Here is a 22,256-nt window from a genome sequence, read left to right on the forward strand (position 1 = left end):
ATGGGTTTAATCCTCTTTCCACGTCACATGCCGTGGTGAGTTCATGACCATTTTTTATAGGAAGGAAAGTAGGGAATACAAATGTCCGAGTTCTTGCGGCGATTCACTCATCACAACTGCTCCTCCGTACCGGTCTCGAATATCCTGTGCCCCAATTCTGCAGGCAGATGCGCAAAGCTCGCGCTCCAGTCGGCCGGGTGATAGGTGCTGGCCGCTGCGCGCCGTGACGCCACATCGCCCACACGCGCTGTCGCCCGGACGATGGCGGCAGCCAGACCGTCGACACTGGGGAAGCCTGGCTCGAAATTGGCCGAAACCTCGCGATACCAGTCATCAGAGCGGGCGCGGTTGGTGTTGACCACGGTCACCATACCCGAGCGCACCATCTCGAAAGGCGGCACTGACGGGTGGGGGGCATACATCAGGCACATGCCTGCATCAAAGCCTGTCAGCGTGCGGCGGTAATTCTCGTAGGACTGGTTGGGCACCGCCTTGATGGTCATCCCTTCCAACTCGAAAGAGGAGCCCATCTTCTGCGAGCCGAGCATGTAGAACTCCCACGGCTCGGCATTGAAGGCCCCGTCGCGCTTTGCCTTCGCGAGTGCCAGCATCGCGACCGTCATCAGGTTGCGCTTGGCATGGGCCTCGGGGCGCCCGTAGAAGGCGAATTTGCGCGGGCTGCGGTTAGCCAACTCCTGCTCCAATGGCAGGTCGAAGTGCTGAATACCCTGCTCGAACACGCTCACGACCGTTTCCTCACCGATCAACCCTTCGCTGAGGAAATGCGCGCGCAGCTTGGACGAGTTGCAGATCAGCCGGGGCCGGGGTGTGCTGTGGAACACGCTTTCACACAGGAAGCGATAGGAGTCGTTGGAATAGAAGATCCGCTCGTCTTCCTGCGCGAAATAGTAGTAGGCTGGATCATCGAGAAACCGCGCCATGCGCGCCGCCACCAGCGAGGCGGTCCAGTTATAGGACACCAGCATGTCGCCCGCGCCCAGAGCGACCGTACTCGACACACCGATTTTTTGCAGCTGCGATTTCTCCAGCACGGCATGGGCGACCGGATTAGCCTTGAACTCTTCAAGCAATTGCGCTGGCGGCGACGGAGGTTGCAGCGAGATGATGCCAGTTTCGATCCCCAGCGACTGCACATAGCGCATGCATTCAAACACAGCGATATAGCCACCGAAGATGACACTCGCATTCAGTTCGGGCAGCACAAACCATACGCGCGGGACCGCAGTTCGGTCGATGCGGACATTGATGTTGCGGCTGACAAAGCGGAGGATGCTTTAATCTGCCCATGTATCGGCTGCCACATCCTCCGGCGCGGCGCTGGCAGCCTGCACCCGGTAGCGTGAGCGCCGCGCCGCAAGCGCCAGTTGCCAGATCGTGGCCGCCTTGTTGCGCATCCCCGGTGTGGCCCAGACCAGCCCCATTCCGCGCCCGATTTTATGCCTGAGATTCACGTCACACTATCTGCTCTGCTGAAGGGTGGAGCCGCAGTAGCTTTTGGTTGCAGCCTCTGTATCCTGATAGTAGAAGGCGAAGGCTGCGCGCAATACTTCGCGGTCCGCCGGGCTCGCACGCAGCTTGTGATCCGAATGCGGCAGCACCGACAGCGTCCGCTCCAGCCGTTGCCAGAGCAGCGTGTCGCCCAGATATTCGGGCTTCTCGTCGATCTTGCCGAAGGGTAGGCGATTCCAGAGCCGGATTGACTTCTTTACCATCCGGTGTAGCCCGATCACGGGTCCCTTGACAGTCGCATTGAGCGGGCTGTCGTTGATCGCAGCGAATTGCGCCGTTTCCGCCGGATCAGCGCCGCAGAGATCGGCAATGAAACCGGCAGGATCCTGACGCAGCGCCTCGAAGCGCATCATGCGCACAACCGGAAAGCGGGCCGCATGCGTGGCCTTGATCCGTGGCCAGTCAAAACAGGCCAATAAGCTGGCCGCCGTGTGCTTGCTATTTGGGTTGCGCAACCCGCTCGCCAGCCAATCGGAAAACGACTGATCGGTCCACGCGCGGGCGTAAAGCCAGTTATATCCGCTCTGGACGCTCGCGATCGGATCACGCAAAGTGTAGACGATCTCGGCTCCAGGGAACAACAGGGACAAACGTTGTGCGATCTCGTCATGTCCGACAACCTCGGTCCAGGCCAGACGCTCTTCCGATAGAAACCACACTTTCGTGCTGCCATCCGGGTTGCGCAGCATCCATTGCGGCGCATGTGCCACCCAGTCGTTAAGCGCGGCGCGCGCCACTTGCACGTCGAACTGGCCCGGAGGCGCTTTGGTGATAGTGTCAATCGCCCTGTGCAATGCCACGCATACCTCATAGGGCAGATGCGGGCTCCACCAGCGCTTCCCCAGAAAACAGATCGAGCGCAGTTGGGGAAACACCTGCTCCTGCAGCGTCGTCGTGCCGCTTTTCGGCGGACCGATATGGAGAATGGTCCGGGGGAAATCTGGAGCACTCTGCTGCACTGTCGCTCCGGACCTCATTCCCTGCAAAATCCCGACTTTCATAATACAGTCGCGAAGGCGCCCGCAATACCTCCAAGGCAGATTTGTCGTCAGCGCACCGACAATGGCCTTTCGAGAACCGCTCGGATGACTGGCTGCACAAATGCCCTATCCGCCACCAGCGCCGGGCTGGCTTGCCATACCCTGCGCCCCTCGCGTAAAATTCGCGCGCGGTGCAATGGCACCATCCACGTCATGCGTTACGCCACCATACTCCTGTCCAGTCGATCACTTCCATAGGCGCCGTTATCCCCTCCCGCGCGCGAAAGTCATCGACTGCGCGCGCGCAGGACGGCACGGCGCCGTAATCGTCGATGATGACAAAACCACCGGAGCTGAGCTTGGGATGCAGCGCCTCCAGCGCCTGAATGGTCGATTCATACATGTCGCCATCCAGCCGGATCAAGGAAAAGCACTCTGCATCAAGCTTGTGCAAAGTGTCGCGAAAGAAGCCCTTGACGAAGCGTGTCCGCTCATCGAGTAGGCCGTAACAGGCGAAATTCGCCTGCACCTGTTCCAGCGAAATTGCGAGTTCCTTGTAGGTATGATAGACGTCGCCCGCATCGACCGGATAGAGTTCGGGATCGGGCGGCGGCAATCCTTCAAAGGAGTTGCAACACCACACATGGCGCCCCGGGTCGCCATGGGCCTCCAGCACAGCCCGCATCAGGATGCATGTGCCACCGCGCCAGACACCTGTCTCGATGAAATCCCCCGGAATTCCTTCCAAAATGGCTCGCTCGCACAACTCGCGGGTATTTTCGATGCGCCGGATCCCGGCCATCGAATGGGCAACCTGAGGCCAGTCCCGCCCTTCCTGACGCAGTTCTGGATCATAGACACGATCAAGCCATTCGTTATCGTTGGGATCGCCGTAGATCGTGTTGACGATGACTTTCGAAATCAGGTCGAGGTAGAGGGTACGAGGATCGGTCATGTGAGAAATCTTGTCCATCCTTAGGCAGCTTCGCCGATGCTGCGCATACATGACGTTGCTGAAGCATATCGATATCGGGCGCTACCTTTGCGTGATGGCGCCACATGTTCAAGTACAATCCGAGAGACTTTCACGCCAATGCGGCTCTGTTGATGGCATGGACAGCTCGGTCAGCCCCACCTACGGCGAACAGGAAGGGGCTACCTGGAATGGGCACTTCGATTGCACCTGTTATCATCCCAACTTCCTGTTCAACCAATTCGGCATGCTGGAACGCTGTGCCCTGCGCAACGGCAACGTCTACAGCGCGGATGGCTGGCGGGATGTCCTTGATCCCGTCATAGCCCGGTATGCTGGCCGCGACCTTGGGGGCCGGTTCTTCTAGGTCGATGCCGCCTATGCGATCCCCGCGATCTATGAGCGGCTGGAGGAGGCGTGTTACTTCTACGCCATCCGCCTGCCTGCAAACGCGGTGGTCAAGAACAAGATCGCGCACCGTCTGACGCGCCCGGTAGGGCGGCCTTCGCAGACCAAGGTTAAGCGGTTCTTCGAGGACTTCGAGTATCAGGCGACCTCTTGGGACAAGGAGCGCCGCGTGATTGCCAAGAGCGAATGGCGTCCGGGCGAGCTGTTCCCGCGTGTCGGCTTCACAGTCAGCAACCTGCCGATGGAACCAGACTGGGTGGTGCGGTTCTATAATCAGCGCGGCACCGCCGAGCAACACATCAAGGAAGGCAAGTAAGCCTTTCGCTGGACGCGATCCGTCGTACGTTGCGCGCGCTGGCGTTCACCCTTCCATTCCCGCACAAAAGCCGCAACGCGCTCATAGGAACCGTCATAACCCAACTTCACCAGATCCGCGTGCATCAGCTTTGCCGTCCGGCGTTCCTTACGTGGCTTGCGCTGATCAGACACAAGCCATTCCGTCAGCCGCGCTGCATAAGGGTCAAGCTTGCTTGGCCGATCAGGCGTCTGAAACTCTGGCTCGACTATCCCTTCCCGCAGATACTTCTTGATCGTGTTGCGCGATACGCCCGTGCGGCGCGCGATCTCACGAATGGGCATCTTGTCCCGCAGCGCCCATTTCCGAATGATCATCAAAAATCCCATGTCTAACACTCCTATCGCTCCCGGCTGGTTCAAGCCGGAGCAAGGTTGCACATGGGTCAGTTCTCGATGACAATTTCGCCCTAAACCGGGTCAGTTCTCAGTGACAATCAACATCCCGGCCACCAAAAGCCTCGACAGCTTCGACTTCAAGGCGATCCCAAAACTGAACAAGATGCAGGTGCTGGAACTGGCGCGCTGCGAATGGATCGAACGGCGTGAGAACGTGATCGCCCTTGGCCCCAGCGGAACCGGCAAGACCCATGTTGCCCTCGGGCTGGGGCTGGCGGCCTGCCAGAAGGGCATGTCTGTCAGCTTCACCACCACCGCCGCGCTGGTCAACGAGTTGATGGAGGCGCGAGACGAACGTCGGCTGCTGCGCCTGCAAAAGCAACTGGCCGCCGTGAAGCTGCTGATCATCGACGAGCTCGGGTTCGTGCCCTTGTCCAAGACCGGCGCCGAGCTGCTTTTTGAGATGATCTCCCAGCGCTACGAGCGCGGTGCCACCCTGATCACCAGCAATCTGCCCTTCGATGAATGGACCGAAACCTTCGGCACCGAGCGGCTGACCGGCGCGCTTCTCTACCGATTGACCCACCACGTCAACATCCTCGAGATGAACGGCGAAAGCTATCGCCTTGCACAAAGTCGCGCGCGCAAGTCCTGCGACAATACCTGATCCAAAGCGCCAGACTTGGACCTGACGGTCCAAGGCGGCCAGTCAACCGCCAGCTACATGCAGAGCGCGGCTGACTGGCCGCCGCCCGACATGCCCGTCAAGCACAAATACAAAGTGGCCCAGTTTTGCGCCGCCCCGTGGCCCAATTTTACTCCGCCGTTGACAGTACGCTTCGTCTAAAGTCACGATGGCAGCGATGGATTGACCTCGGGATGATTTCATAGAAAAAGAAACTGACCGTGTAGGGCATGGACTGAGAGGTTGAGTTTGACAGTCGGCTTGAACAGACGTCAGGTGCTTGGCGGCATCGCGGTCCTAAGTCTTAGCGCGTGCAATGTCCCGCGTGGGGCACCAACGCAACGCGAAGTGCTAGCGCAGCCAGATGCCCAAGGGGCAGATTTTGCGCTTGAAATCGTCACCCGTAATCGGCTGTCACTGTATCCAGAATGGGGCCCGCGCAATGGCCGGATGAATACAGATTGGCCGGCAGGCGGAGCTGTGCCTTCCGATCAGGTCCTGGCGCCGGGGGACCGTCTGTCTATGCGCATATGGGATCCAGAGGAAAGCTCGCTGATTGCAAGTGTCGAAGCACCTTTCGCCGACATTGCTAATGTGGTCGTGACCGCGTCCGGAAATGTTAGCCTACCTTATATCGATGAAGTTCAAGTTGGAGGACTTACTGCGGAGCGTGCGCGCATTCGATTGCAGGAACGTCTGACCACAATCATTCCATCGGCACAGGTGCAACTTGAGGTCAGCGAGGGTAGGCGCAATTCGGCGCAGATGCTGGGTGGCGTTGCCAGTCCTGGCACCTATCCGCTTAATGAACGCAACCTGCCTTTGACGAGCCTGATTGCGGCTGCAGGCGGAATAAATCCTTCACTCAAAAACCCACAAGTGCAGATCATGCGGGGAAATCAGGTGTTCCGCCGTCCTTGGGACTTTGTGCTGGACAACCCATCCCATGATCCAGCTATTCGCGGTGGGGACCGTGTTTTGGTCGAAGCAGACCCACGCAGTTTCAAGGCATTAGGTGCCGCTCAGCGCGAAGAAGTCATTGGCTTTGACGAACAGGATGTAAGTGTCCTGCGGGCAGTTTCGCTGATGGGCGGCATCTCGGACACACGTGCAGATCCGCGCGGGGTACTGGTTTTGCGCCGGTATGCAAACAGCGAAACACAGCGTGCAAATGGCCCGCCTAATACGCGTGTTGTGTTTAGCTTTGATCTAACTACCGCAGATGGCGTGTTTAGTGCCGACGAATTCTTGATTCAGCATGATGACATTGTTCTGGCTACACAGTCACCAACCGTCAGCACCCAAAGAGTCCTAGGCCTGTTCGGAGCCGTCCTTGGGTTTGGACGCACTCTCTCCACCACCCTGTGACACGTACCCTGCGCATCCTGGTGTTAGGGGCCAGCGGGCGTCTTGGCAGAATGCTGCGGCGGCAGTGGAGTGAGGCAAGTCTTCACCCAATCTGGCAATTCCGGGAGGCACCTCGGAACTGGTTGCCGCGTGACGAAATCCTAATATTCGACCTGTTTTCAGAGCCACCAGTGTCTAGGCCTGTTGATATGGTCATCAGTTTGGCTGGCGTTGTTCCAGGCAAAGGCGATCTATCGCTTAATTGGAGTGCCCCCACTGAAGTGGTCCACCAACTGGGATAGTATCATCCCATTTCAGGAGGACCAGAGATGGCTGGAAAGAGAGACAAACCCGAAGATGTTGTGCTGAAGCTTAGGCTGAACCGCCCCGTCTTTACCGGAGGGCAAAACTCTCGGAGGATTGCCAGTTATGGAACATGCTCAAAAGAAGAAGACCTCGAAGCCGTATTCACCTGAGTTCCGCGAACGCGCGGTGCGGCTGGCGATGGAACACCGCGATGATTATCGGAGCGAAGCTGCGGCGCTGACGGCGATCGCAGGTAAATTGGGCTGTTCGCCGGACAGCCTTCGCGTTTGGGTGCGCCAGGCCCAGCGTGATGGCGGCGAACGGCCAGGCCAGACGACGGCTGAGAAGGCACGGATCAAAGAATTGGAACGCGAGAACCGTGAACTGCGCCAAGCCAACGAGATCTTGAAGAAGGCGTCGGCGTATTTTGCTCAGGCGGAGCTCGACCGCCCATTTCGCAAGTGACTGCTTTCATTGAAGAACACCGTGGGGTGTATGGGGTCGAGCCGATGTGCAAAATGCTGCAAATCGCCCAGTCTACCTATTATGAGCGCCGTGCCATCGCGCGTGATCCGGAACGTGCTTCGGCTCGGGCAAAGTCTGACGCGGATCTCTGCATCAAGATCGATGCCGCCTGGAAAGACAACCGCAAGCTCTATGGGGCGCGGAAGATCTGGCATGTTTTGCTCAGAGACAATCAGGACGTCGCGCGATGCACGGTGGAGCGGTTGATGCGCCATTTGGGCCTCAAAGGTGTGCTTCGGGGCAAAAAGGTCATCACCACGAACCCTGACACATCGCAGCTATGCCCAGATGACAAGGTGAACCGGCTGTTCATGGCAGACCGTCCGAACAAGCTGTGGGTTTCAGATTTCACCTATGTGCAAACTTGGTCCGGGACGGTCTACGTGGCATTCGTGATCGATGTGTTTGCGCGTCGTATTGTTGGCTGGCGTGCCTCGACCTCGATGAAGACACAGTTTGTGCTCGACGCACTGGAGCAAGCGATCTGGCAAAGAAAGACGTCAGATAACAAGAGCTTGGTTCATCATTCGGACCGTGGCTCTCAATACTTGTCCATCAAGTATACTGAGCGCCTGGCCGAGGCAGAGATCGATCTTTCCGTCGGCACCGTCGGTGATGCCTATGATAATGCACTTGCGGAATGCGTGATCGGCCTGTTCAAAACCGAGGTCATCAACCAGATCGGCCCTTGGAAATCTATGCGTGAAGTCGAATGGGAAACCTTGAAATGGGTCGATTGGTATAACAATCGCCGCCTTCTCGGCCCCATCGGTTACATCCCGCCCGCAGAAGCAGAGGAGGCGTTCTATGAAACCCTGAACTCACTCGATATGGTCGCCTGAAATATGAACAAATCACCCTCCGGTAAATCCGGGACGGTTCACTCCAACGCCAGACGCTGATCAGCTGTGTCATAGAAGCTGGTGAGCGGTCTATAGGCCCAGAGCGCCCGATCCGTCGCCGCGCCGAAGGACAGGGCGCCAGCCGTGTCCCCCCCGATCTCCGCCAGCACAGCCAGAACGTCGGCCTGATCGAGGCCGAGGGATCGTGTCAGAACTTGTAGCTGTTCTTCCTCTGGCAAGATGTTTGCCAGCCAAGGGGAGATGACATCAGAGGGATAGGGGTCGGCGCGGAGCGGCATGGTAACAGACAAGGGAAACGCCCCGGCCGTCTGCAGCCAGCGATCTGCATATCGCAAAGAGAGAGATCCATCAGCCGCAACGTTGACCTGCCCGACTGCCAGGTCATCAAACCAGATGGGGATGGAGGCGGTCACTGATACTCTCCGAGATCATAGCCCCCCGATGGCGCTAGCGCGCTCGGCTCGGCCGTGTATGTGCCATCCGCGATGATCGTCGCGAGGGGTGCACGCAACGCATCAGCGATCCGCTTCAGAGTCGTCAGCCGCGGATCGCGTTTTCCGGTTTCGATCAAGGACAAGGCAGGCGCGCTGATACCAGTCAGCCGGGCCAGCTGCTCGAGGCTCAAACCCTGCGCCGCTCGGGTCTCGCGGATCCGGTGGCCGGCATCCGCCAGCAGCTTCTTCTCGGCATCATCGACCATCTGTCGCCACCTTACCTTTTTCGGTAAAGATAGCAGCAAGACGGGCTTTGCTCAAGGCATCTTATCTTTAACGGTAAGATCGTCGCTCCAGGGCAGCACGCTAGAGCGCCCTTATCGAATAAGGTAAGTGCCTCGGAGGGCCCTAACGGCCATTTTCATAGGGCTGAATGCCCGCGAATGCAGGCCGATGCACGCCAGTGCGGACGGCTGCGGGCGAATGCGATTTTTCTGGTCGGGTGTTGATGTGGCGTTGATGTAAACGCGCACGCCAAATTCCCCAGTGTTTTACTAGGGAACCAAGCGTTTGATATTGTTGTGTATTTTGGTTGCGGGAGGGCGCATCGACCTTGACCGAACAACAGAGGAGTTCTTGAGCAGGCGCAGTGGGCCTTAAGTCGTGACCTACGCTATCGAACGGACGGGTTCCCTGGTCAGTCGACACCAAATTGCAGCATTTTCTCCAGACCTTCGGTCAGGTATTCCCCCACCATTGGCTTGCCCAGCAGATAGCGGCTCACCAGCGCATCGTGCTGTTGCCGGGCCAGCGCTTTGGTAGCCTCCCATTCTTGCGGTTCCGCATCACCGCGACCGATCCAGAACAGCGCCACCAACGCGTCTTTCTGCTCGTAGTTCCAAGCGTAGCCGCAGCCAAGTGGTTCAGACGGCAGAAATCCGAGGCGAGGCCGCGCGACAGCGCCGAGGGCTGCTTCGGAAAAATGGCGTCAGCGAGCTGAGCGTCTTCTTTGGGTCGAAGAAGTCGGTGACTGACTTTGGCGGGTCTATCGGGGCAGAGGCCTTGGTGAAGTCGTTCACCAAGGCCCATTTATTAGCGCGAACTGCCTCGGTCACTCCGGCACAAGTCACCTCTGACCAACAGGGATATCTTTTTGGCCGTAATGTCTGTCAAAGACATAGACCGTGACCTGACCGTTGCTTGCGATCGCCTGCTCATTTGGTGAGAGGATCTGGCCGGCGTCAACCAACATGGGCGAACCTGCCGTGGCCGTGATGGTTACAAGACCGTTTATTCCGCGGTCACGTTCGTCCAGCGTGACAAAGGCCGGTTCTGAGCGTGTTGCCAGTGGGTTTGCAGAGACCTCGTCATTGGCGAGTGCGATGGAGCCGAATGTCGCAATTGCTGCGGTGGCGGCTGTGGTAGTCATGAGAAGGCGTTTCATTGTGTAACTCCTTGAGTTTGAGGTTAACTATTACGTCGATTATGGCTGGCTTTTCGCGAAAGTTATAATCACTAACTTCTCCATAGTCAAGAGTTAGCATCACTTACTTTCTGATGCAAGCTTCAAATTTTTTACGGTGAAAGTGCGGTTTGCGCAGCTTTAGGGAGGGGAATAACGCCGAAGAGACCGCGTGCCGGATCGATAGAACGAGCCAGCTCGAAGCGCTGGTTTCAACCTATTGCGTCGTGATGAGGCGGGGAATTGCCGCTATGCGATCAAGGAAGCAGCACCAGAAGATGCGCAGGCTGACCTGACAGTGCAGTGCTGAGTTCGATTAGGGTCCAGCTTGCCCAGAGGGCGGCGAATCCCACAACGGCAGTGCTCGCAAAACTGCCGATGCGCAATTTGACGATGCAGATCGCGACCAGTGGGACGGCCTGCATCATGTGAGTTGCCAGAAAATGAGAAACCCGCAAATCTCCCGCAATCAGCGACCAACCGGTGAACATCATGCGGGAAGTCGGCAGAGGGGCGGTCCCTACATAGGGACTGCCTCGTTCTCCGATGGCAAAAGCCGCGACAAAGGTCAGGATCGTGCCACCTATCAGGCCAAGAATAATGCCGGTTCTGACTGTCGCGCCAGCGGCAAAGTCTGGGTCGCGAGAAACAGCCGTTGCGACGGCCGCTGCAGTGCCGGTGATGATAACGGCGGCGAAGGCCATCACCGAGAACATCATCCGATGGAATACTGTGCTGTCGTTGAAATGCGAATGCTGACCCAAAGCCGCCTGAAGAATAATCCACCCCATCTCAACCGTGCATGCCAGAAGAAACGCCAGCGCGACGCCCTGCATGTAGGGAGCCACCTGGACCGAAGGGCCGAGCCGTGAGACCACAAGGGCAAGGGTCGCTGCATGGATCGCAAGCGCGAGTTGGAATTTGAGCGGCTTTGCCCAGACCGACAGCCCGTCGATAAGTCTGGGATCTGCAGCCCAAACAACGAGCGTCATCGCAAAGCCGACAACCATCGCAACCGAAATCCCGGCGTAGACCCGCTCAGGCAAAGTCCATTCTGACCAGATCAGGATGATCGCGCGGTGCATCAGGCTGGCTGCGCCATTGCGATCATGCGCCGCTGACACCTGAGCCATCGACAGTCTGCCCGGTCTTGTGCAGTAGGGTCAACCGACGATGGAGCGCCTTCACGCCTTGGCCGCCTGTGCTAGTATCGCAGTGGTAACAGACATCAAGTAATCCCAATCGTCGATATCGGCGCTGGCAACCTTGTGCTTCATGTCGATGGTCAGAAATGAATGGCCATGAACAAAGGACCATAACATATAGGCACGGCGCTGGACTTCGGCGGCGTTGGGTGGCTGGCCAAGGTATTCCGCGACAGACTGCACAACCACCCCGAAGCAGCTCTCTCCCTTAGCCAGAAGATCGGGGGCGTTCTCATGCCCTTCTGTCAGGCTGAATACCAATCGGAAAACGCCGGGCTCCACTCTTGCAAAATCGACATAGGCCTTGCCCACCGCGGCGACCGCCTCTAGCGAACCGTAGGCATGCGCGGCGGCCCCGGCTTCCATCGCGTCGCGCAGACGGTCCATGGCTTCGCTCACAACACCCCGCAGGATTTCGGGACGGTCCTTGAAATGCTTGTAAGGTGCAGCAGAGCTGACACCGGCTCGGCGCGCGGCTTCGGCGACGGAAAACCCATCCGGCCCATGGGTCTCGACCAGTTCACGCACCGCTGAAATGAGCTGTGCCCGAAGGTCGCCATGATGATAGGCTGACTTGGGCACAACAGCGAGTGGCGCATCTGCAGTCGAGGTTTTCTTTGGCATTTCGTGTCCGGTTCTTCCCTGAAAGTAAGTGCTAGATACTTTCTGATTGACCAAAGTTAGCATCTATCACATATAAACACAAGCAAGCGCCATTCGCCATTTTGGAGCGGTCCGGCTTGCTTCAACACGACGTCCGACTACAACAAAACAACCTGGGCCACCCGCCAGTGCAAAAGGCGTGTAGACCACTTCATTCGACCTTGAAACGCCGCTCTTTCGGTCTAATCGGGCTGAAAAAAGCTTGTTTACGATGACCTTCAACAGAAGCCGACACATTTTCAATACCAACGAGGATGGGCTTCTGTGTCTGTGGTTCTGGCTACCTCATTGGCGACCTAGCTAGTCCTTTTCCTAATATAATCGGCTTCCAGAATAAGCGTCGGCAGCACCCAACCAATGGCTGGAAAAGCCCCTCGGCACTGGATGTTCAGGCTGAACTATTTGGATACTGAAGCGTCACAATTGAACGACAGGTCCAGTATGGGGCAAGTATACCAGCCGATTTTGTGCTCAACTCTTGTAGTTCTGAAACAGAACGGATAGTGAATACCAAATATTGCGACGGGTGCAAAAATGCGCTGGGATGATCTCAAGGACGAAAACTGCTCATTTGCGCGGGCTCTGTCTGTTGTAGGCGATCGCTGGACGCTGATGATTTTCCGTGACTGTTTTCTCAAGGTCAGGCGGTTCGAGGATTTTCAGAGCCGCCTTGGTATGGGACGCGGCATTTTAGCCGACCGGCTCAAGAAACTTACCGACGAGTTCATCCTGACCAAGATTGCTTATCAGCAAAACCCTACCCGATACGAATATCGTCTAACAGAGCGGGGGCTCGATCTGTTCCCGGTCATCATTTCGCTGGTGCACTGGGGTGATGTTCACAAGATAGACAAGAAAGGGAAGCCTGTTCAGCACGTTCATCTGGGCTGCGGTCAAACATTTGAACCGATCATGTGCTGTTCGGAATGTGGCGAGCCAGTAGATTCCCGGTCGGTCAAGGTGATCCCCGGCCCCGGCGGGCTTAATCCAGTGCACCTCCCGCTTGACCGGCAGCCAAACGCTACAGTGATCAAACGAAGTTCGAACGGCTAACTGCTTCTCGCGCGACGCGTCGCGTTCACATGGCAATGTCTCGGACCATGTTCGCCAATCTAGCTGACTCATATGCGGGGCGTGCCATATTACCTTCCAGATAACTGATTAGGTGCGGCGGCATTTCTATCTCGTAGTCGCGCGCCCACTTGAGGCATGTAGTTAGAAGAATATCCACAGCCGTGAACCGCTCGCCCATCAAGAAGGGTCTGCCATCTCGTAATGCGATATCTACATGGCGTAACTGACGTTGAAAGTATTCTGCCGCCCGGGCCACTACACCCGGCGCTTCGCCATAGATATGTGCGAGACCCTGCACTGTACCATGACGCCGCATCACATAAAGACTGCTGGAATCCAGTTCGGTTACGATAAAGAAGGCCCATTCAAACCAGTGATGGCGGTGACAGCCTTTTGGCGGGAGCAAGTCACGGCTTGCTGAAGAGTAGGTCTCAGCGAGATAAATCACGATAGCTGCGCTTTCTCCCAGCGTGAAGCCACCATCCTGTAAGAGCGGTATCTTCTGTCGAGGATTGAGCGCGGTGTATTCAGGCGTCAGCGTTTCGCCGGTGCGGGGAAGGATCGGCTTGCTTTCATAGTCGACCCCTAGCTCCGCCAGCGCCCAGTGCCCGCGCATCGTTCGGCCTGTACCCGCGCCCCAGAGCGTCAACGACATTTCACCACGTCTCCAAAGAAGGTCGCAGGTCGAGTTCGTGTGTCCAACCGTCACGAGTTTGGCAATGCAGATACCAATAGGCTTCAGCTATGGACATTGTATTGACGAGACTATCCGGCTCGATCGCCGAAATATCTACGCCTTGTGCCTTCAGGCGCTGGTGAATTGCTTCGCTGTCGACCGCTGCATCAATAATAAGATGCGCGACGTGAATGTTCTGCGGCCCCAGTTCGCGCGCCATTGATTGTGCCACGCCACGCAGTCCGAACTTGGCAGACGCAAACGCGGTAAACCCGGTCCTTCCTTTAACGCTTGCGGTTGCGCCGGTGAAAAGCATCGTCCCGCGCCCACGCGCGAGCATGCGAGCGGTGACTTCGCGTCCCACTAGGAACCCCCCGAAGCAAGCCAGTTCCCAAGCTTTTATGAACAGCTTGGCCTGCGTCTCATGCAGCGGCCTCGAGACATTCGAGCCGGCGTTGAATAGGGCAACCTCTATCGGTCCGATCTCGCTTTCGATCTCCTCGACAAGCTGTCTTACCTTGTCCTCATCACGCACGTCGGTGCCGAACGCGCGCGCGGCTTGACCAGCGTCCTTTAACTCAGCAACGAGGTCTTCCGAATTTTCGGCGTTGCGCCGCGCGATGCAGACAACATACCCTTCCTTCGCAAATCGGCGCGCCACCGCCGCTCCGATAGCGTCTCCTGCGCCTGCCAGCAACGCAACTTTTCGATCCGAATGTCCCATGGAATCTCCTCAGTTTGTTGTTTCGGTCGGTAAGGCAACTGCCCCGGCCGCTACCATCGCTGCAATCTGCTCATCACTGTATCCAAGGGCCTTCAGCGTCGACGCCCCATGTTCACCCAGTCGCGGTGCACCTGAAGTGAGCGCAGCTTCATGTTCGGTAAATCGTGCTGCCGGTTTGGGCTGACGAATGGTCCCAACCGTGGGCTGACTAATCTCTCCGATCAGCTGTCGGGCAACAATTTGTACGTTCTGCGTGACTTCTCCACGCCGCAGGATCGGTCCGCAGGGGACATCGTTTCTGTCCAACACGTCGAGCCATTCTTCCGTGCTTCTTGTCTTCAGGTATTCAGCCATCTTGTTGATGCGCGCCGTGGCATTCACATGGCGACCCGATGGAGTGCTAAAACGCTCGTCCAAATCGAGTTCCGGATCATCTACCGCACGGCAGAATCCCTGCCATTCACTGTCGGAAATCGTCCCGACCGTCATGAACCCATTCGTTGTCTCAAAGACCAGATCGGGCCGAGCATTCGGGTCGCCCACGGCTTGCTCGCGCCCCACGATAGTGTATTGCATCATGCCTTCAGGCCACAGGAAGGACAGCATGACGTCGAGCATCGACACTCGCAGATGATCACCCCGGCCAGTTTTCGTCCGAGCAAAGAGAGCTGCCGAGACCGCTTGTGCTGCAAATATCGCGGTTGTCTTGTCGGCGACGATCGTGCGGGTCATCTGGGGCCGATTGGTGGCGGAGTTCGATTGAATGTCGCAAAATCCAGAGATGCCTTGAATGATCGGGTCATAAACACGCTTGCTGGCGTAGGGGCCAGTCTCGCCCACACCATCGATTGATACATAGATCAACTGAGGGAACTGCGCGCGCAGAGTTTCTGCACCGAGGCCAAGACGTTCCATTGTCCCGGGTCTGAAGTTCTGCACCAGAACATCCGCGTCTGCCAGAACCCGCATAAGTATTTCACGCCCCGCATCGGCTTTGAGGTTGAGCGCGATGGATTTCTTTCCGCGGTTCGAAGAGATAAAAAGGGCCGAAAATTCGCCTGCGGCGTCCACCTTCTCGCGGCTGCGGCGGGTGATATCGCCGGTGATAGGCTCGACCTTCAGGACCTCAGCGCCCTGATCAGCCAGAAACATGGTTGCCAGAGGGCCAGAAACGACGCTGCTCAAGTCAACCACTTTGACCCCATTTAATGGTCCACGCATTCGAACTTCCTTTCATTTCATGATAAGGTATCAGTTTAGCCCATGCTGCAGCTCAGCTAACTCTAGGAGCCTCGACCCAGGATCAGATTGGGGAGCCAAGTCGCTATTTCTGGCCAGATTAGCAGGATCGCCAGGACGAGGTACTTAAGGCCCACGAAGGGCAAGGCCGCTCCATAAACCTGGGTGAGCGAGATGTTCGTCGGGGCGACCCCTTTCATCACGAACAGAAGCAAGCCGAATGGCGGCGTCAGCAGCGATATCTCCATCGCGACGAGGATCAGAAGCATCAGCCATGTCATGTCGACGGAATTGGCGAGCGCCAAGGGGACGAAGAATGGCAATGTCAGCAGGATCATGCTGATCTGATCCATGAAGCAGCCTAACACGAGCAGTATCGCCAACATGATGAGGACTAGCGCCATCTGCGACAGAACAGCGGCGTCCAGCGTCCGCAGGAGGCCCGATGTGCCGCCCGACACGGCCAGGATCTGAGAGAAAGTCAATGAACCGGCGACGATGAAGAGGATCATGCCCGAGATCTTAGCCGTCTCAAGCATCGAAATCCGGAGGCTTTCGATTGTCAACTTGCGATAACAAGCACAGACCACAGCTGTGGCGACGCACCCGATGGCCGCTGCCTCCGTTGCCGATGCAAAGCCACCGAACATGGAGCCGAGCACCGCCGCGAAGATAGCGAAGAGCGGCAGGACATAGATGAAAATCGGTCGCCATTCGATCTGCCTCCCCTCGACATCTGGTTCGTTTGGCGCGAGGCTGGGATCTAGATGACACCGCAGGATGACATAGGCCAAAAAGAAGATCGCCATGAGCAGCGCCGGGATGATCCCGGCGATAAGTAACGCTGAGATGGACTGTTCGGCGAGACTGGCCAGCAGCACCGCGAGCGCCGAGGGCGGAATGAGCATGGCAATGCCGCCAACTGACATGATGCTGCCCATTGAGATTTTCGGGTCATAGCCCTGTGCGATCATCTTCGGCAACATGGTGTTGCCGATCAGCGCGGTGCTGGCGATAGTCGAGCCCGACAGGCTGGCGAAGGATGTGCCGCCGAGCAGGGAGACAACTGCAAGCCGGCCCGGCAGTTTGACAATCAGCCGGTCGATCGCGTCAATCGCCCTCATGGCAACACCGGTGTGAAACAGCAATTCGCCCATCAGGATAAACATAGGGATCGGCGTCAATGAGAACGTCCCTATCGCGTCAAGCGTTTCCTGCGGGAAAGTAGCGAGGGCTTTGATACCACCCAGAAAAAGCCAGGCACCGATCACGTTTGCGGCGAGAAACGCGAACGCAACGGGCATGCCAACCACGAGCTGTACGCATACGACCCCCAGCATGACCAGCAAGGCAAAGATCCACTCCATTTACGGCTCCTAGACGCTGCTATTGTTGTGATGAGGTGTTCGCCCAGTGATGATCCTCACCACAAGTTCGATCGAAATCATTATGAAGGACGCGATGAAGATGGCGATGAACGGCCAGACCGGAACCGCAATCGTCTTGTAGAAGGTGCTGCCGAATTTCTGCGCGATCTGGAATGCCTCAAAGGCGAAAAAGATGAGGGTGCTGCAAACCACGAGCATCACAGAGTTCAGCACCAGATCAAGCAGGCGCGCGGCCTGTCCCTTCAAGATACTGGGGAGGATATCGACGCTGACATGCCGACCCAGATGGAGCAGCCATGGTGCGCCGATCATCGTCGAGGCATAGAGCAGATATTCGCAAGCATCCGCCGCCCACAGGATGCCAGACCCTAGAACGTGCCTCCCGAAAACGTCCAACGACACCAGAACCGGGATTAGGAATAAACCCAGCGCCGAGAGCACACCGCACCCGGCGAGGAACTTGTCGAAGATCGCCAACAGCCGTCCCTGGCTGCTGGCGTCCTTTGCGACCGACGAATTGCGCTGATCGTCCACGGCTTCACTCGCCGCCTGCTGCGGCGCGCAGCCGCGCACCGATCTCGGGATCGCGTGACATGACCGTTTCCCATGCAGTTTCCACCGCGGCCTTGGACCACTTCGCCTCTTCATCCGGGTCGAACGTCAGGGTCTCAATCCCGGCCTCTTCCATTGTCGCTCTGGCCTCTTCCACCCAGCCCCCGACAATCTTCGCGCTGTCGGCCTCGTATTTCTGGACCATCTCATCGACGAGTGACTTGTGTGCATCTGATAGGCCGTTCCACGATTCGAGGTTCATCACCACGTTTAGATCGGTGTCGTAGAAACCCGGGTCGACGCGATACTTGGTGATGTTAAGCCAGTCGGGCAGGAACCCGATGATCGGCCAGCCGAACCCGTCGATGGAGCCATTCTCGATCATCGTGTAGACCTCGGCCAAATTGGCCCGCATCGTCGTGGCCCCGAGTGAACTGAAGAACGGCTGGTAATGCGGAGCGACGCGCAAACGCAGACCCGTCAGGTCCGCTGCCTCGATGGACTCGCGTAGGTAAAGGTGAAATGGGGCGTTCTGAATGGTCTTCCCGAGATAGTGCAGGCCACGCGCTTGATGGGCTTCCTGCATTGCAGCCATCCAGTCGGTTTCGCGCAACTCCTCCATCGGCACTTCTGTCAGGATCAGCGCGAGCGCGACGGGGACAACCGTCTCATAATAGGGGCCGGTGTTGTTGAGCATGTCGAACTGGCCGGCCTGCAACCGCTCGCCAAGCGTGAACGGGCTGCCGATGGCTGGCGCGCCGCCCTTGTAGTCGATCACGATCTCGTCACCGTGAGTTTCGTTGAACTCCTTGATCATTCTCTCAAATTGAACTGAGAACAGGTGCCCTTCAGGGAACGCGCTTGCGGCAGATAAAGTTACCTGAGAATGCGCGGCTCCGGCGGCAAGACCGACCGCGCATGTTGCGACGGTGATGATAGTTCTGAAATACATGTGTTCCTCCCATATTGTGTCTATTTCATTGTCGTTCTTTCGCCTCATTGCCCGCGTTGCGTCCGCGCGGCGCATTCTCCCCTTCGATGAAGTATAGTTCTGCTTTAGAACTTACTAATTGCCACTGTAAAAGGACCCGCTCAAGACATCCCGACCGATCGCGCGACGCGGCGTGACTAGACGTTTTGCGCTCTGATCCGGTCTTCCACGAGATGCAGCCGGTCCTTTCCGAAATACATCTCGTCACCCACGAAGAAGGTCGGCGCGCCGAACACGCCATCCTCCACGGCGCGGCCTGTCGATGCGACGAGCTGTTGCTTGATGTCGGGCTCCTGCGTCATCGACATCAGTGTCCGGGCGTCAAGACCTGACTCGCTCAGCACTTTGCCGATCTCCACGGGGTCGTTCAGATTGCGCGGTTTCGCCCACATGTGCTTGAAAATCTCGTCCACGTAGCTTTCAAAAACCCCCATCTTCTTCGCGGCGAAGGCACCACGCATCAGGCTGAGCGTGTTGATCGGGAAATGTGGATTGAACGTGAAATCCACGATACCGTACTCGACACAAAAGCGGTTGATCTCCAACTGATCGTACTTGTTGCGGCTCTCCACGCCCTGATAGATCTCTATGGGTGACCTGTTGCCGGTGGCCTTGAAGATTCCGCCAAGCAGAACGGGCACGTAATTGAAGGCCGCGCCTGTCCTTGCAGCAACGACAGGCAACGCGCGGTGGCAAAGATAGGCATTCGGACTGCCGAAATCGAAGATGAAATCAAGCCTCATCGCTTACCACCTTTCCTTGAATGGTCTTATTTGCGTTTCGAAAGTCCATGCATCGCGCTGTTGGTTGTAAATCGCCCAGTAAGCCTCGGCGACAGCCGCAGGGCGCATGAAACGCTCCGGGTCAGACAAACCCTCGGGCCCCTCGGCGGCCTCGACGAGTTCGCGGACCCATTGCGTATCGACGGCGGCGTCGATGACGAGATGAGCGACATGGATACCCTGTGGCATCAACTCCCGCGCAGCAGATTCAGCCAACGCGCGCAGGCCGAACTTGGCGCTTGCGAATGCTGCGAAACCTGCACCCCCGCGCAGGCCCGCAGTGGCCCCGGTAAAAAAGATATTTCCCGTTCCGCGCGGCAGCATAATCCGCGCCGCCTCGCGGCCCGTGACGAAACCCGAGTAGCACGCCATCTCCCAGACCTTCCGAAACACGCGGTCAGTCGTATCAAGAAGGGGAAAATTGACGTTGGCGCCAACGTTGAAGATGACGACATCAAGCGGTGCGATGGCTTCGGCTTCGGCAAGAAAGGCCGCCACGTCGTCAGATTCGCGCGCGTCCAAGCTGCGACCATTCGCGCGACCTCCAGCAGCCTCGATCTCGGAGAGGAGTGGCGCGAGCCTGTCCCCATTCCGCCGCCCGACATATACATTGAAGCCCTGCCCGGCGAACATCTTGGCAATCGCGCCGCCGATGTAATCACCCGCCCCTATCACGGCCACGGATTTATTCCGTCTGTCCACAAGCCCCCCCCCTTATCCCGATCATGATCTCGACCGAGCCAAGCTGTAAGTTAGTCTTGTTTTAGAACTTTCTACATATCGGTAAGCTCGTCAACATAAATGTTTGCATATTTTGTTGAGCGCCGATATCCATAAATAGTTCTGTTTTGAAACTTGCCTCTGCAACGGCGGATTAAGAAAGGGAGTCTCTTGGCTGCGCGGCATACCAACCTTTTTAGAGATTCTTCGCTGATCGATCACGGGATGTTGAGCGAGCGGACCTCCGCCGGAGAATTGCGTCTTCGGTCTCCGCATAGTCTCAACGAGGTCGCGCGCAACATTTGCGAACCGATCGAGCATCATGCGGCCCGTGCGCCGGACAGTCTTTTCTTGGCTCAAAGGCAGTCAGCGGATCAGCCTTGGACCGCGATGACCTATGCCGAAGCATGGAAGGGGATATCGGCGATCGGCTCGGCGCTACTGTCAATGGGGTTCGACGGCTCGACACCTCTTGCGATCCTGACGCCGAATTCGCTTGAGCACGCCATGATATCCTTCGCATGCATGGCTGTTGGTGTGCCGGTCTGTCCGGTGTCGCCCGCATATTCCACGCTACCCGAAACGCGCGGCATCTTGCAGTCGGTTCTCAAGACGCTTCGCCCGCGGGCGGTTTTCGTTCAGGACGGGGCAGCTTTCTCGCATCTGCGCGACCTGCCCGAGCTGACAGGCTGCACGTGGATCTCGGCAACAACCGCACCGGGCTTTATCCCTTTGTCGGAACTGATGCAGGTGGCGGCTACGACTGCTTTCCGGACAGCCTATACCGCCACGCAACCGGATGCGACAGCCAAGATCCTGTTCACCTCAGGGTCGACCGGAGCGCCCAAAGGCGTCATCAACACACAGCACATGCTTTGCAGCAATGCCGCCTCCTTCGCCTCCTGCAGCGCACTGTCAGGAGCAGACTTCGTGCTGCTAGACTGGATGCCGTGGCATCACACTATGGGCGGAAACTTCCAGCTAAACACCACTGCACTCAAGGGTGGCGCTCTGTATATCGACAATGGGCGCCCCCTTCCCGGACAGTTTACCCGCAGCATTGCGAACATTTGCTCGGTCTCGCCAAGCCTATGCGTGAGTGTGCCCGCCTATTTCCAAATGCTCGTGGACGCTCTGCGCGACGACGTCCGAATGCGTACAGCTTTCTTCGCGCGCATGCGTTTCTTGGTCTATGCAGGAGCGAAGCTCCAGCAATCGGTGGTGGATGCGTTTCAGAGCATTGCTCTGGAACATACTGGACAAAAGCTGGCACTGGTAGCCGCCTACGGCGCGACAGAAACCGCTCCTGGTATTTGCATGAACACCGAGGACAGCGACGATGCAGACCGTCTCGGCGTGCCACTTCCCGGAGTCGAATTGCGCCTGCTGCCTGTCAATGACAGGTATGAGATCCGCGTTCGCGGGCCAAACGTTTTTTCGCTCTATCTGGGGAATGAAGAGGCGAGCAAGGCCGCATTCGACGAAGAGGGGTTCTATCGCACCGGAGACACGGTTTTTGCCCAAGCCGATTCCGACGGGAAACTGGCGCTTGGCTTTGGTGGCCGCCTCTCGGAAAATTTCAAACTGGATGTCGGGGCCTGGGTCATCGTGGCCGATCTGCGCGCGAAACTCTTGCAGCGCTTGGCCCCGCTTGTGCGCGAGGTCTGTCTTGCCGGAGAGAACAGGCCCGATATCCGCGCACTGTTCTGGCTGGACGAGACAGCCTGCCGCGCAAGGTTCCCCGGTCTTACTGCAGAACAGCGCCTTGAAGCTGTTCAGGACGCACTGCGCGCTGCGCTCACTACTCATAATGAAGAGAACCCGGCCAGAACACAGAGGGTTCATGCCTTCGCCACCGAAGGCGAACCGCCACAGCTCGGGGCGGGCGAAGTCACGGATAAGGGCAACATCAACCAGCGCCGTGTTCTCGAACGGCGCGCCGTCAAGGTCGACTTGCTCTACGCCGCAGATACGCCGGACAACACGATACATAGTGTGACCTCCAGCAGGTCGACCGCCGAATGAAGCCATGAAAG

General features: G+C 57.5%; 22 protein-coding genes, 3 pseudogenes and 1 other annotated feature. Of the genes and pseudogenes, 6 read left to right on the forward strand and 19 right to left on the reverse strand.

Features of this window, described 5'->3' with window-relative positions; translation table 11 throughout:
* Positions 1–110: 110 nt before the first annotated feature.
* The 4 genes from ACMUJL_RS05450 to ACMUJL_RS05465 all read right to left on the reverse strand — a co-directional run bounded on the left by ACMUJL_RS05450 (position 111) and on the right by ACMUJL_RS05465 (position 3,465).
* Positions 111–1,175: a hypothetical protein gene (locus ACMUJL_RS05450; RefSeq protein WP_416914164.1), complete on the reverse strand. Its 1,065-nt coding sequence runs from the start codon at positions 1,173–1,175 to the stop codon at positions 111–113.
* Positions 1,176–1,295: 120 nt separating this feature from the next.
* Positions 1,296–1,442: a hypothetical protein gene (locus ACMUJL_RS05455; RefSeq protein WP_416914165.1), complete on the reverse strand. Its 147-nt coding sequence runs from the start codon at positions 1,440–1,442 to the stop codon at positions 1,296–1,298.
* A gap of 36 nt (positions 1,443–1,478) precedes the next feature.
* Positions 1,479–2,489 (reverse strand): sulfotransferase, encoded by a 1,011-nt coding sequence (locus ACMUJL_RS05460; protein ID WP_375569876.1) that lies wholly within the window; start codon positions 2,487–2,489, stop codon positions 1,479–1,481.
* Between the two features lie 232 nt (positions 2,490–2,721).
* Positions 2,722–3,465 (reverse strand): TylF/MycF/NovP-related O-methyltransferase, encoded by a 744-nt coding sequence (locus tag ACMUJL_RS05465; RefSeq protein ID WP_416914166.1) that lies wholly within the window; start codon positions 3,463–3,465, stop codon positions 2,722–2,724.
* Between the two features lie 157 nt (positions 3,466–3,622).
* Between ACMUJL_RS05465 and ACMUJL_RS05470 the strand changes: the two are divergent.
* Positions 3,623–4,204, forward strand: a pseudogene (locus ACMUJL_RS05470) (transposase); the annotation flags it as partial.
* Between the two features lie 17 nt (positions 4,205–4,221).
* Here the strand turns inward: ACMUJL_RS05470 and ACMUJL_RS05475 are convergent.
* Positions 4,222–4,575, reverse strand: a pseudogene (locus tag ACMUJL_RS05475) (helix-turn-helix domain-containing protein); the annotation flags it as partial.
* Positions 4,576–4,690: 115 nt separating this feature from the next.
* Between ACMUJL_RS05475 and istB the strand changes: the two are divergent.
* The 3 genes and pseudogenes from istB to ACMUJL_RS05490 all read left to right on the forward strand — a co-directional run.
* A pseudogene (gene istB, locus ACMUJL_RS05480) lies at positions 4,691–5,251 on the forward strand (IS21-like element helper ATPase IstB); the annotation flags it as partial.
* A 294-nt stretch (positions 5,252–5,545) separates the two neighbouring features.
* The gene (locus ACMUJL_RS05485) at positions 5,546–6,637 is read left to right on the forward strand and encodes a polysaccharide biosynthesis/export family protein (RefSeq protein ID WP_416914167.1); all 1,092 of its coding nucleotides are present in this window, start codon (positions 5,546–5,548) and stop codon (positions 6,635–6,637) included.
* Positions 6,638–7,045: 408 nt separating this feature from the next.
* A protein-coding gene (locus ACMUJL_RS05490) for an IS3 family transposase (protein WP_375569870.1) occupies positions 7,046–8,289 on the forward strand; the annotation gives its coding sequence in 2 pieces (ribosomal slippage) (positions 7,046–7,349 and positions 7,349–8,289; 1,245 coding nt in all).
* Positions 7,342–7,458 (forward strand) — a sequence feature (AL1L pseudoknot). It overlaps the preceding gene by 117 nt.
* Before the next feature lie 38 nt (positions 8,290–8,327).
* Here ACMUJL_RS05490 and ACMUJL_RS05495 read toward each other — a convergent pair.
* From ACMUJL_RS05495 to ACMUJL_RS05520, 6 genes are all read right to left on the reverse strand, one after another.
* Positions 8,328–8,723 (reverse strand): HipA N-terminal domain-containing protein, encoded by a 396-nt coding sequence (locus ACMUJL_RS05495; protein ID WP_375569868.1) that lies wholly within the window; start codon positions 8,721–8,723, stop codon positions 8,328–8,330.
* Complete coding sequence (locus ACMUJL_RS05500) at positions 8,720–9,010, reverse strand: helix-turn-helix domain-containing protein (protein WP_375569866.1); 291 nt, start codon at positions 9,008–9,010, stop codon at positions 8,720–8,722. The genes ACMUJL_RS05495 and ACMUJL_RS05500 overlap by 4 nt, the downstream gene beginning before the upstream one ends.
* A 431-nt stretch (positions 9,011–9,441) precedes the next feature.
* A complete protein-coding gene (locus ACMUJL_RS05505) occupies positions 9,442–9,678 on the reverse strand; it encodes a DUF3775 domain-containing protein (protein ID WP_375573996.1) in 237 nt (78 codons plus the stop codon).
* A 192-nt stretch (positions 9,679–9,870) separates the two neighbouring features.
* Complete coding sequence (locus ACMUJL_RS05510; protein WP_375569864.1) at positions 9,871–10,188, reverse strand: hypothetical protein; 318 nt, start codon at positions 10,186–10,188, stop codon at positions 9,871–9,873.
* 275 nt (positions 10,189–10,463) lie between these two features.
* On the reverse strand, positions 10,464–11,339 hold the full coding sequence (locus ACMUJL_RS05515) for a hypothetical protein (protein ID WP_375569862.1): 876 nt from the start codon (positions 11,337–11,339) through the stop codon (positions 10,464–10,466).
* Positions 11,340–11,390: 51 nt separating this feature from the next.
* On the reverse strand, positions 11,391–12,035 hold the full coding sequence (locus tag ACMUJL_RS05520) for a TetR/AcrR family transcriptional regulator (protein ID WP_375569860.1): 645 nt from the start codon (positions 12,033–12,035) through the stop codon (positions 11,391–11,393).
* Positions 12,036–12,608: 573 nt separating this feature from the next.
* Here ACMUJL_RS05520 and ACMUJL_RS05525 point away from each other — a divergent pair.
* Positions 12,609–13,127 (forward strand): winged helix-turn-helix transcriptional regulator, encoded by a 519-nt coding sequence (locus ACMUJL_RS05525; RefSeq protein WP_416914168.1) that lies wholly within the window; start codon positions 12,609–12,611, stop codon positions 13,125–13,127.
* Positions 13,128–13,152: 25 nt separating this feature from the next.
* Here the strand turns inward: ACMUJL_RS05525 and ACMUJL_RS05530 are convergent, their stop codons facing one another.
* The 8 genes from ACMUJL_RS05530 to ACMUJL_RS05565 all read right to left on the reverse strand — a co-directional run bounded on the left by ACMUJL_RS05530 (position 13,153) and on the right by ACMUJL_RS05565 (position 20,181).
* On the reverse strand, positions 13,153–13,803 hold the full coding sequence (locus ACMUJL_RS05530; protein ID WP_375569856.1) for a glutathione S-transferase family protein: 651 nt from the start codon (positions 13,801–13,803) through the stop codon (positions 13,153–13,155).
* Position 13,804: 1 nt separating this feature from the next.
* Positions 13,805–14,548 (reverse strand): SDR family NAD(P)-dependent oxidoreductase, encoded by a 744-nt coding sequence (locus ACMUJL_RS05535; RefSeq protein WP_375569854.1) that lies wholly within the window; start codon positions 14,546–14,548, stop codon positions 13,805–13,807.
* A 9-nt stretch (positions 14,549–14,557) separates the two neighbouring features.
* Positions 14,558–15,769: a CaiB/BaiF CoA transferase family protein gene (locus ACMUJL_RS05540; RefSeq protein WP_375569852.1), complete on the reverse strand. Its 1,212-nt coding sequence runs from the start codon at positions 15,767–15,769 to the stop codon at positions 14,558–14,560.
* A gap of 62 nt (positions 15,770–15,831) precedes the next feature.
* The gene (locus ACMUJL_RS05545; RefSeq protein WP_375569850.1) at positions 15,832–17,154 is read right to left on the reverse strand and encodes a TRAP transporter large permease; all 1,323 of its coding nucleotides are present in this window, start codon (positions 17,152–17,154) and stop codon (positions 15,832–15,834) included.
* A gap of 9 nt (positions 17,155–17,163) precedes the next feature.
* Complete coding sequence (locus ACMUJL_RS05550) at positions 17,164–17,709, reverse strand: TRAP transporter small permease (protein WP_375569848.1); 546 nt, start codon at positions 17,707–17,709, stop codon at positions 17,164–17,166.
* A gap of 4 nt (positions 17,710–17,713) precedes the next feature.
* On the reverse strand, positions 17,714–18,679 hold the full coding sequence (gene dctP, locus ACMUJL_RS05555; RefSeq protein ID WP_375569846.1) for a TRAP transporter substrate-binding protein DctP: 966 nt from the start codon (positions 18,677–18,679) through the stop codon (positions 17,714–17,716).
* 176 nt (positions 18,680–18,855) lie between these two features.
* Positions 18,856–19,461 (reverse strand): 2-hydroxychromene-2-carboxylate isomerase, encoded by a 606-nt coding sequence (locus ACMUJL_RS05560; protein ID WP_416914169.1) that lies wholly within the window; start codon positions 19,459–19,461, stop codon positions 18,856–18,858.
* Positions 19,462–19,464: 3 nt separating this feature from the next.
* Positions 19,465–20,181 carry an SDR family NAD(P)-dependent oxidoreductase gene (locus tag ACMUJL_RS05565; RefSeq protein WP_416914170.1) on the reverse strand — a complete coding sequence of 239 codons (717 nt, stop codon included), beginning with the start codon at positions 20,179–20,181 and terminating at the stop codon, positions 19,465–19,467.
* A 210-nt stretch (positions 20,182–20,391) separates the two neighbouring features.
* Here ACMUJL_RS05565 and ACMUJL_RS05570 point away from each other — a divergent pair, with 210 nt between their 5' ends.
* Complete coding sequence (locus ACMUJL_RS05570; RefSeq protein ID WP_375569840.1) at positions 20,392–22,245, forward strand: AMP-binding protein; 1,854 nt, start codon at positions 20,392–20,394, stop codon at positions 22,243–22,245.
* Positions 22,246–22,256: the final 11 nt, after the last annotated feature.

This window comes from Seohaeicola sp. (genome assembly GCF_048006315.1).
Classification (GTDB): Bacteria; Pseudomonadota; Alphaproteobacteria; order Rhodobacterales; family Rhodobacteraceae; genus Seohaeicola.

Coding starts and splice junctions, on each gene's coding strand:
- ACMUJL_RS05455 (WP_416914165.1), bottom strand. CDS start 1,442: ATGGGGCTGGTCTGGGCCACACCGGGGATGCGCAACAAGGCGGCCACG.
- ACMUJL_RS05465 (WP_416914166.1), bottom strand. CDS start 3,465: ATGACCGATCCTCGTACCCTCTACCTCGACCTGATTTCGAAAGTCATC.
- ACMUJL_RS05500 (WP_375569866.1), bottom strand. CDS start 9,010: ATGGTCGATGATGCCGAGAAGAAGCTGCTGGCGGATGCCGGCCACCGG.
- ACMUJL_RS05510 (WP_375569864.1), bottom strand. CDS start 10,188: ATGAAACGCCTTCTCATGACTACCACAGCCGCCACCGCAGCAATTGCG.
- ACMUJL_RS05515 (WP_375569862.1), bottom strand. CDS start 11,339: ATGGCTCAGGTGTCAGCGGCGCATGATCGCAATGGCGCAGCCAGCCTG.
- ACMUJL_RS05520 (WP_375569860.1), bottom strand. CDS start 12,035: ATGCCAAAGAAAACCTCGACTGCAGATGCGCCACTCGCTGTTGTGCCC.
- ACMUJL_RS05525 (WP_416914168.1), top strand. CDS start 12,609: ATGCGCTGGGATGATCTCAAGGACGAAAACTGCTCATTTGCGCGGGCT.
- ACMUJL_RS05530 (WP_375569856.1), bottom strand. CDS start 13,803: ATGTCGTTGACGCTCTGGGGCGCGGGTACAGGCCGAACGATGCGCGGG.
- ACMUJL_RS05535 (WP_375569854.1), bottom strand. CDS start 14,548: ATGGGACATTCGGATCGAAAAGTTGCGTTGCTGGCAGGCGCAGGAGAC.
- ACMUJL_RS05540 (WP_375569852.1), bottom strand. CDS start 15,769: ATGCGTGGACCATTAAATGGGGTCAAAGTGGTTGACTTGAGCAGCGTC.
- ACMUJL_RS05545 (WP_375569850.1), bottom strand. CDS start 17,154: ATGGAGTGGATCTTTGCCTTGCTGGTCATGCTGGGGGTCGTATGCGTA.
- dctP (WP_375569846.1), bottom strand. CDS start 18,679: ATGTATTTCAGAACTATCATCACCGTCGCAACATGCGCGGTCGGTCTT.
- ACMUJL_RS05560 (WP_416914169.1), bottom strand. CDS start 19,461: ATGAGGCTTGATTTCATCTTCGATTTCGGCAGTCCGAATGCCTATCTT.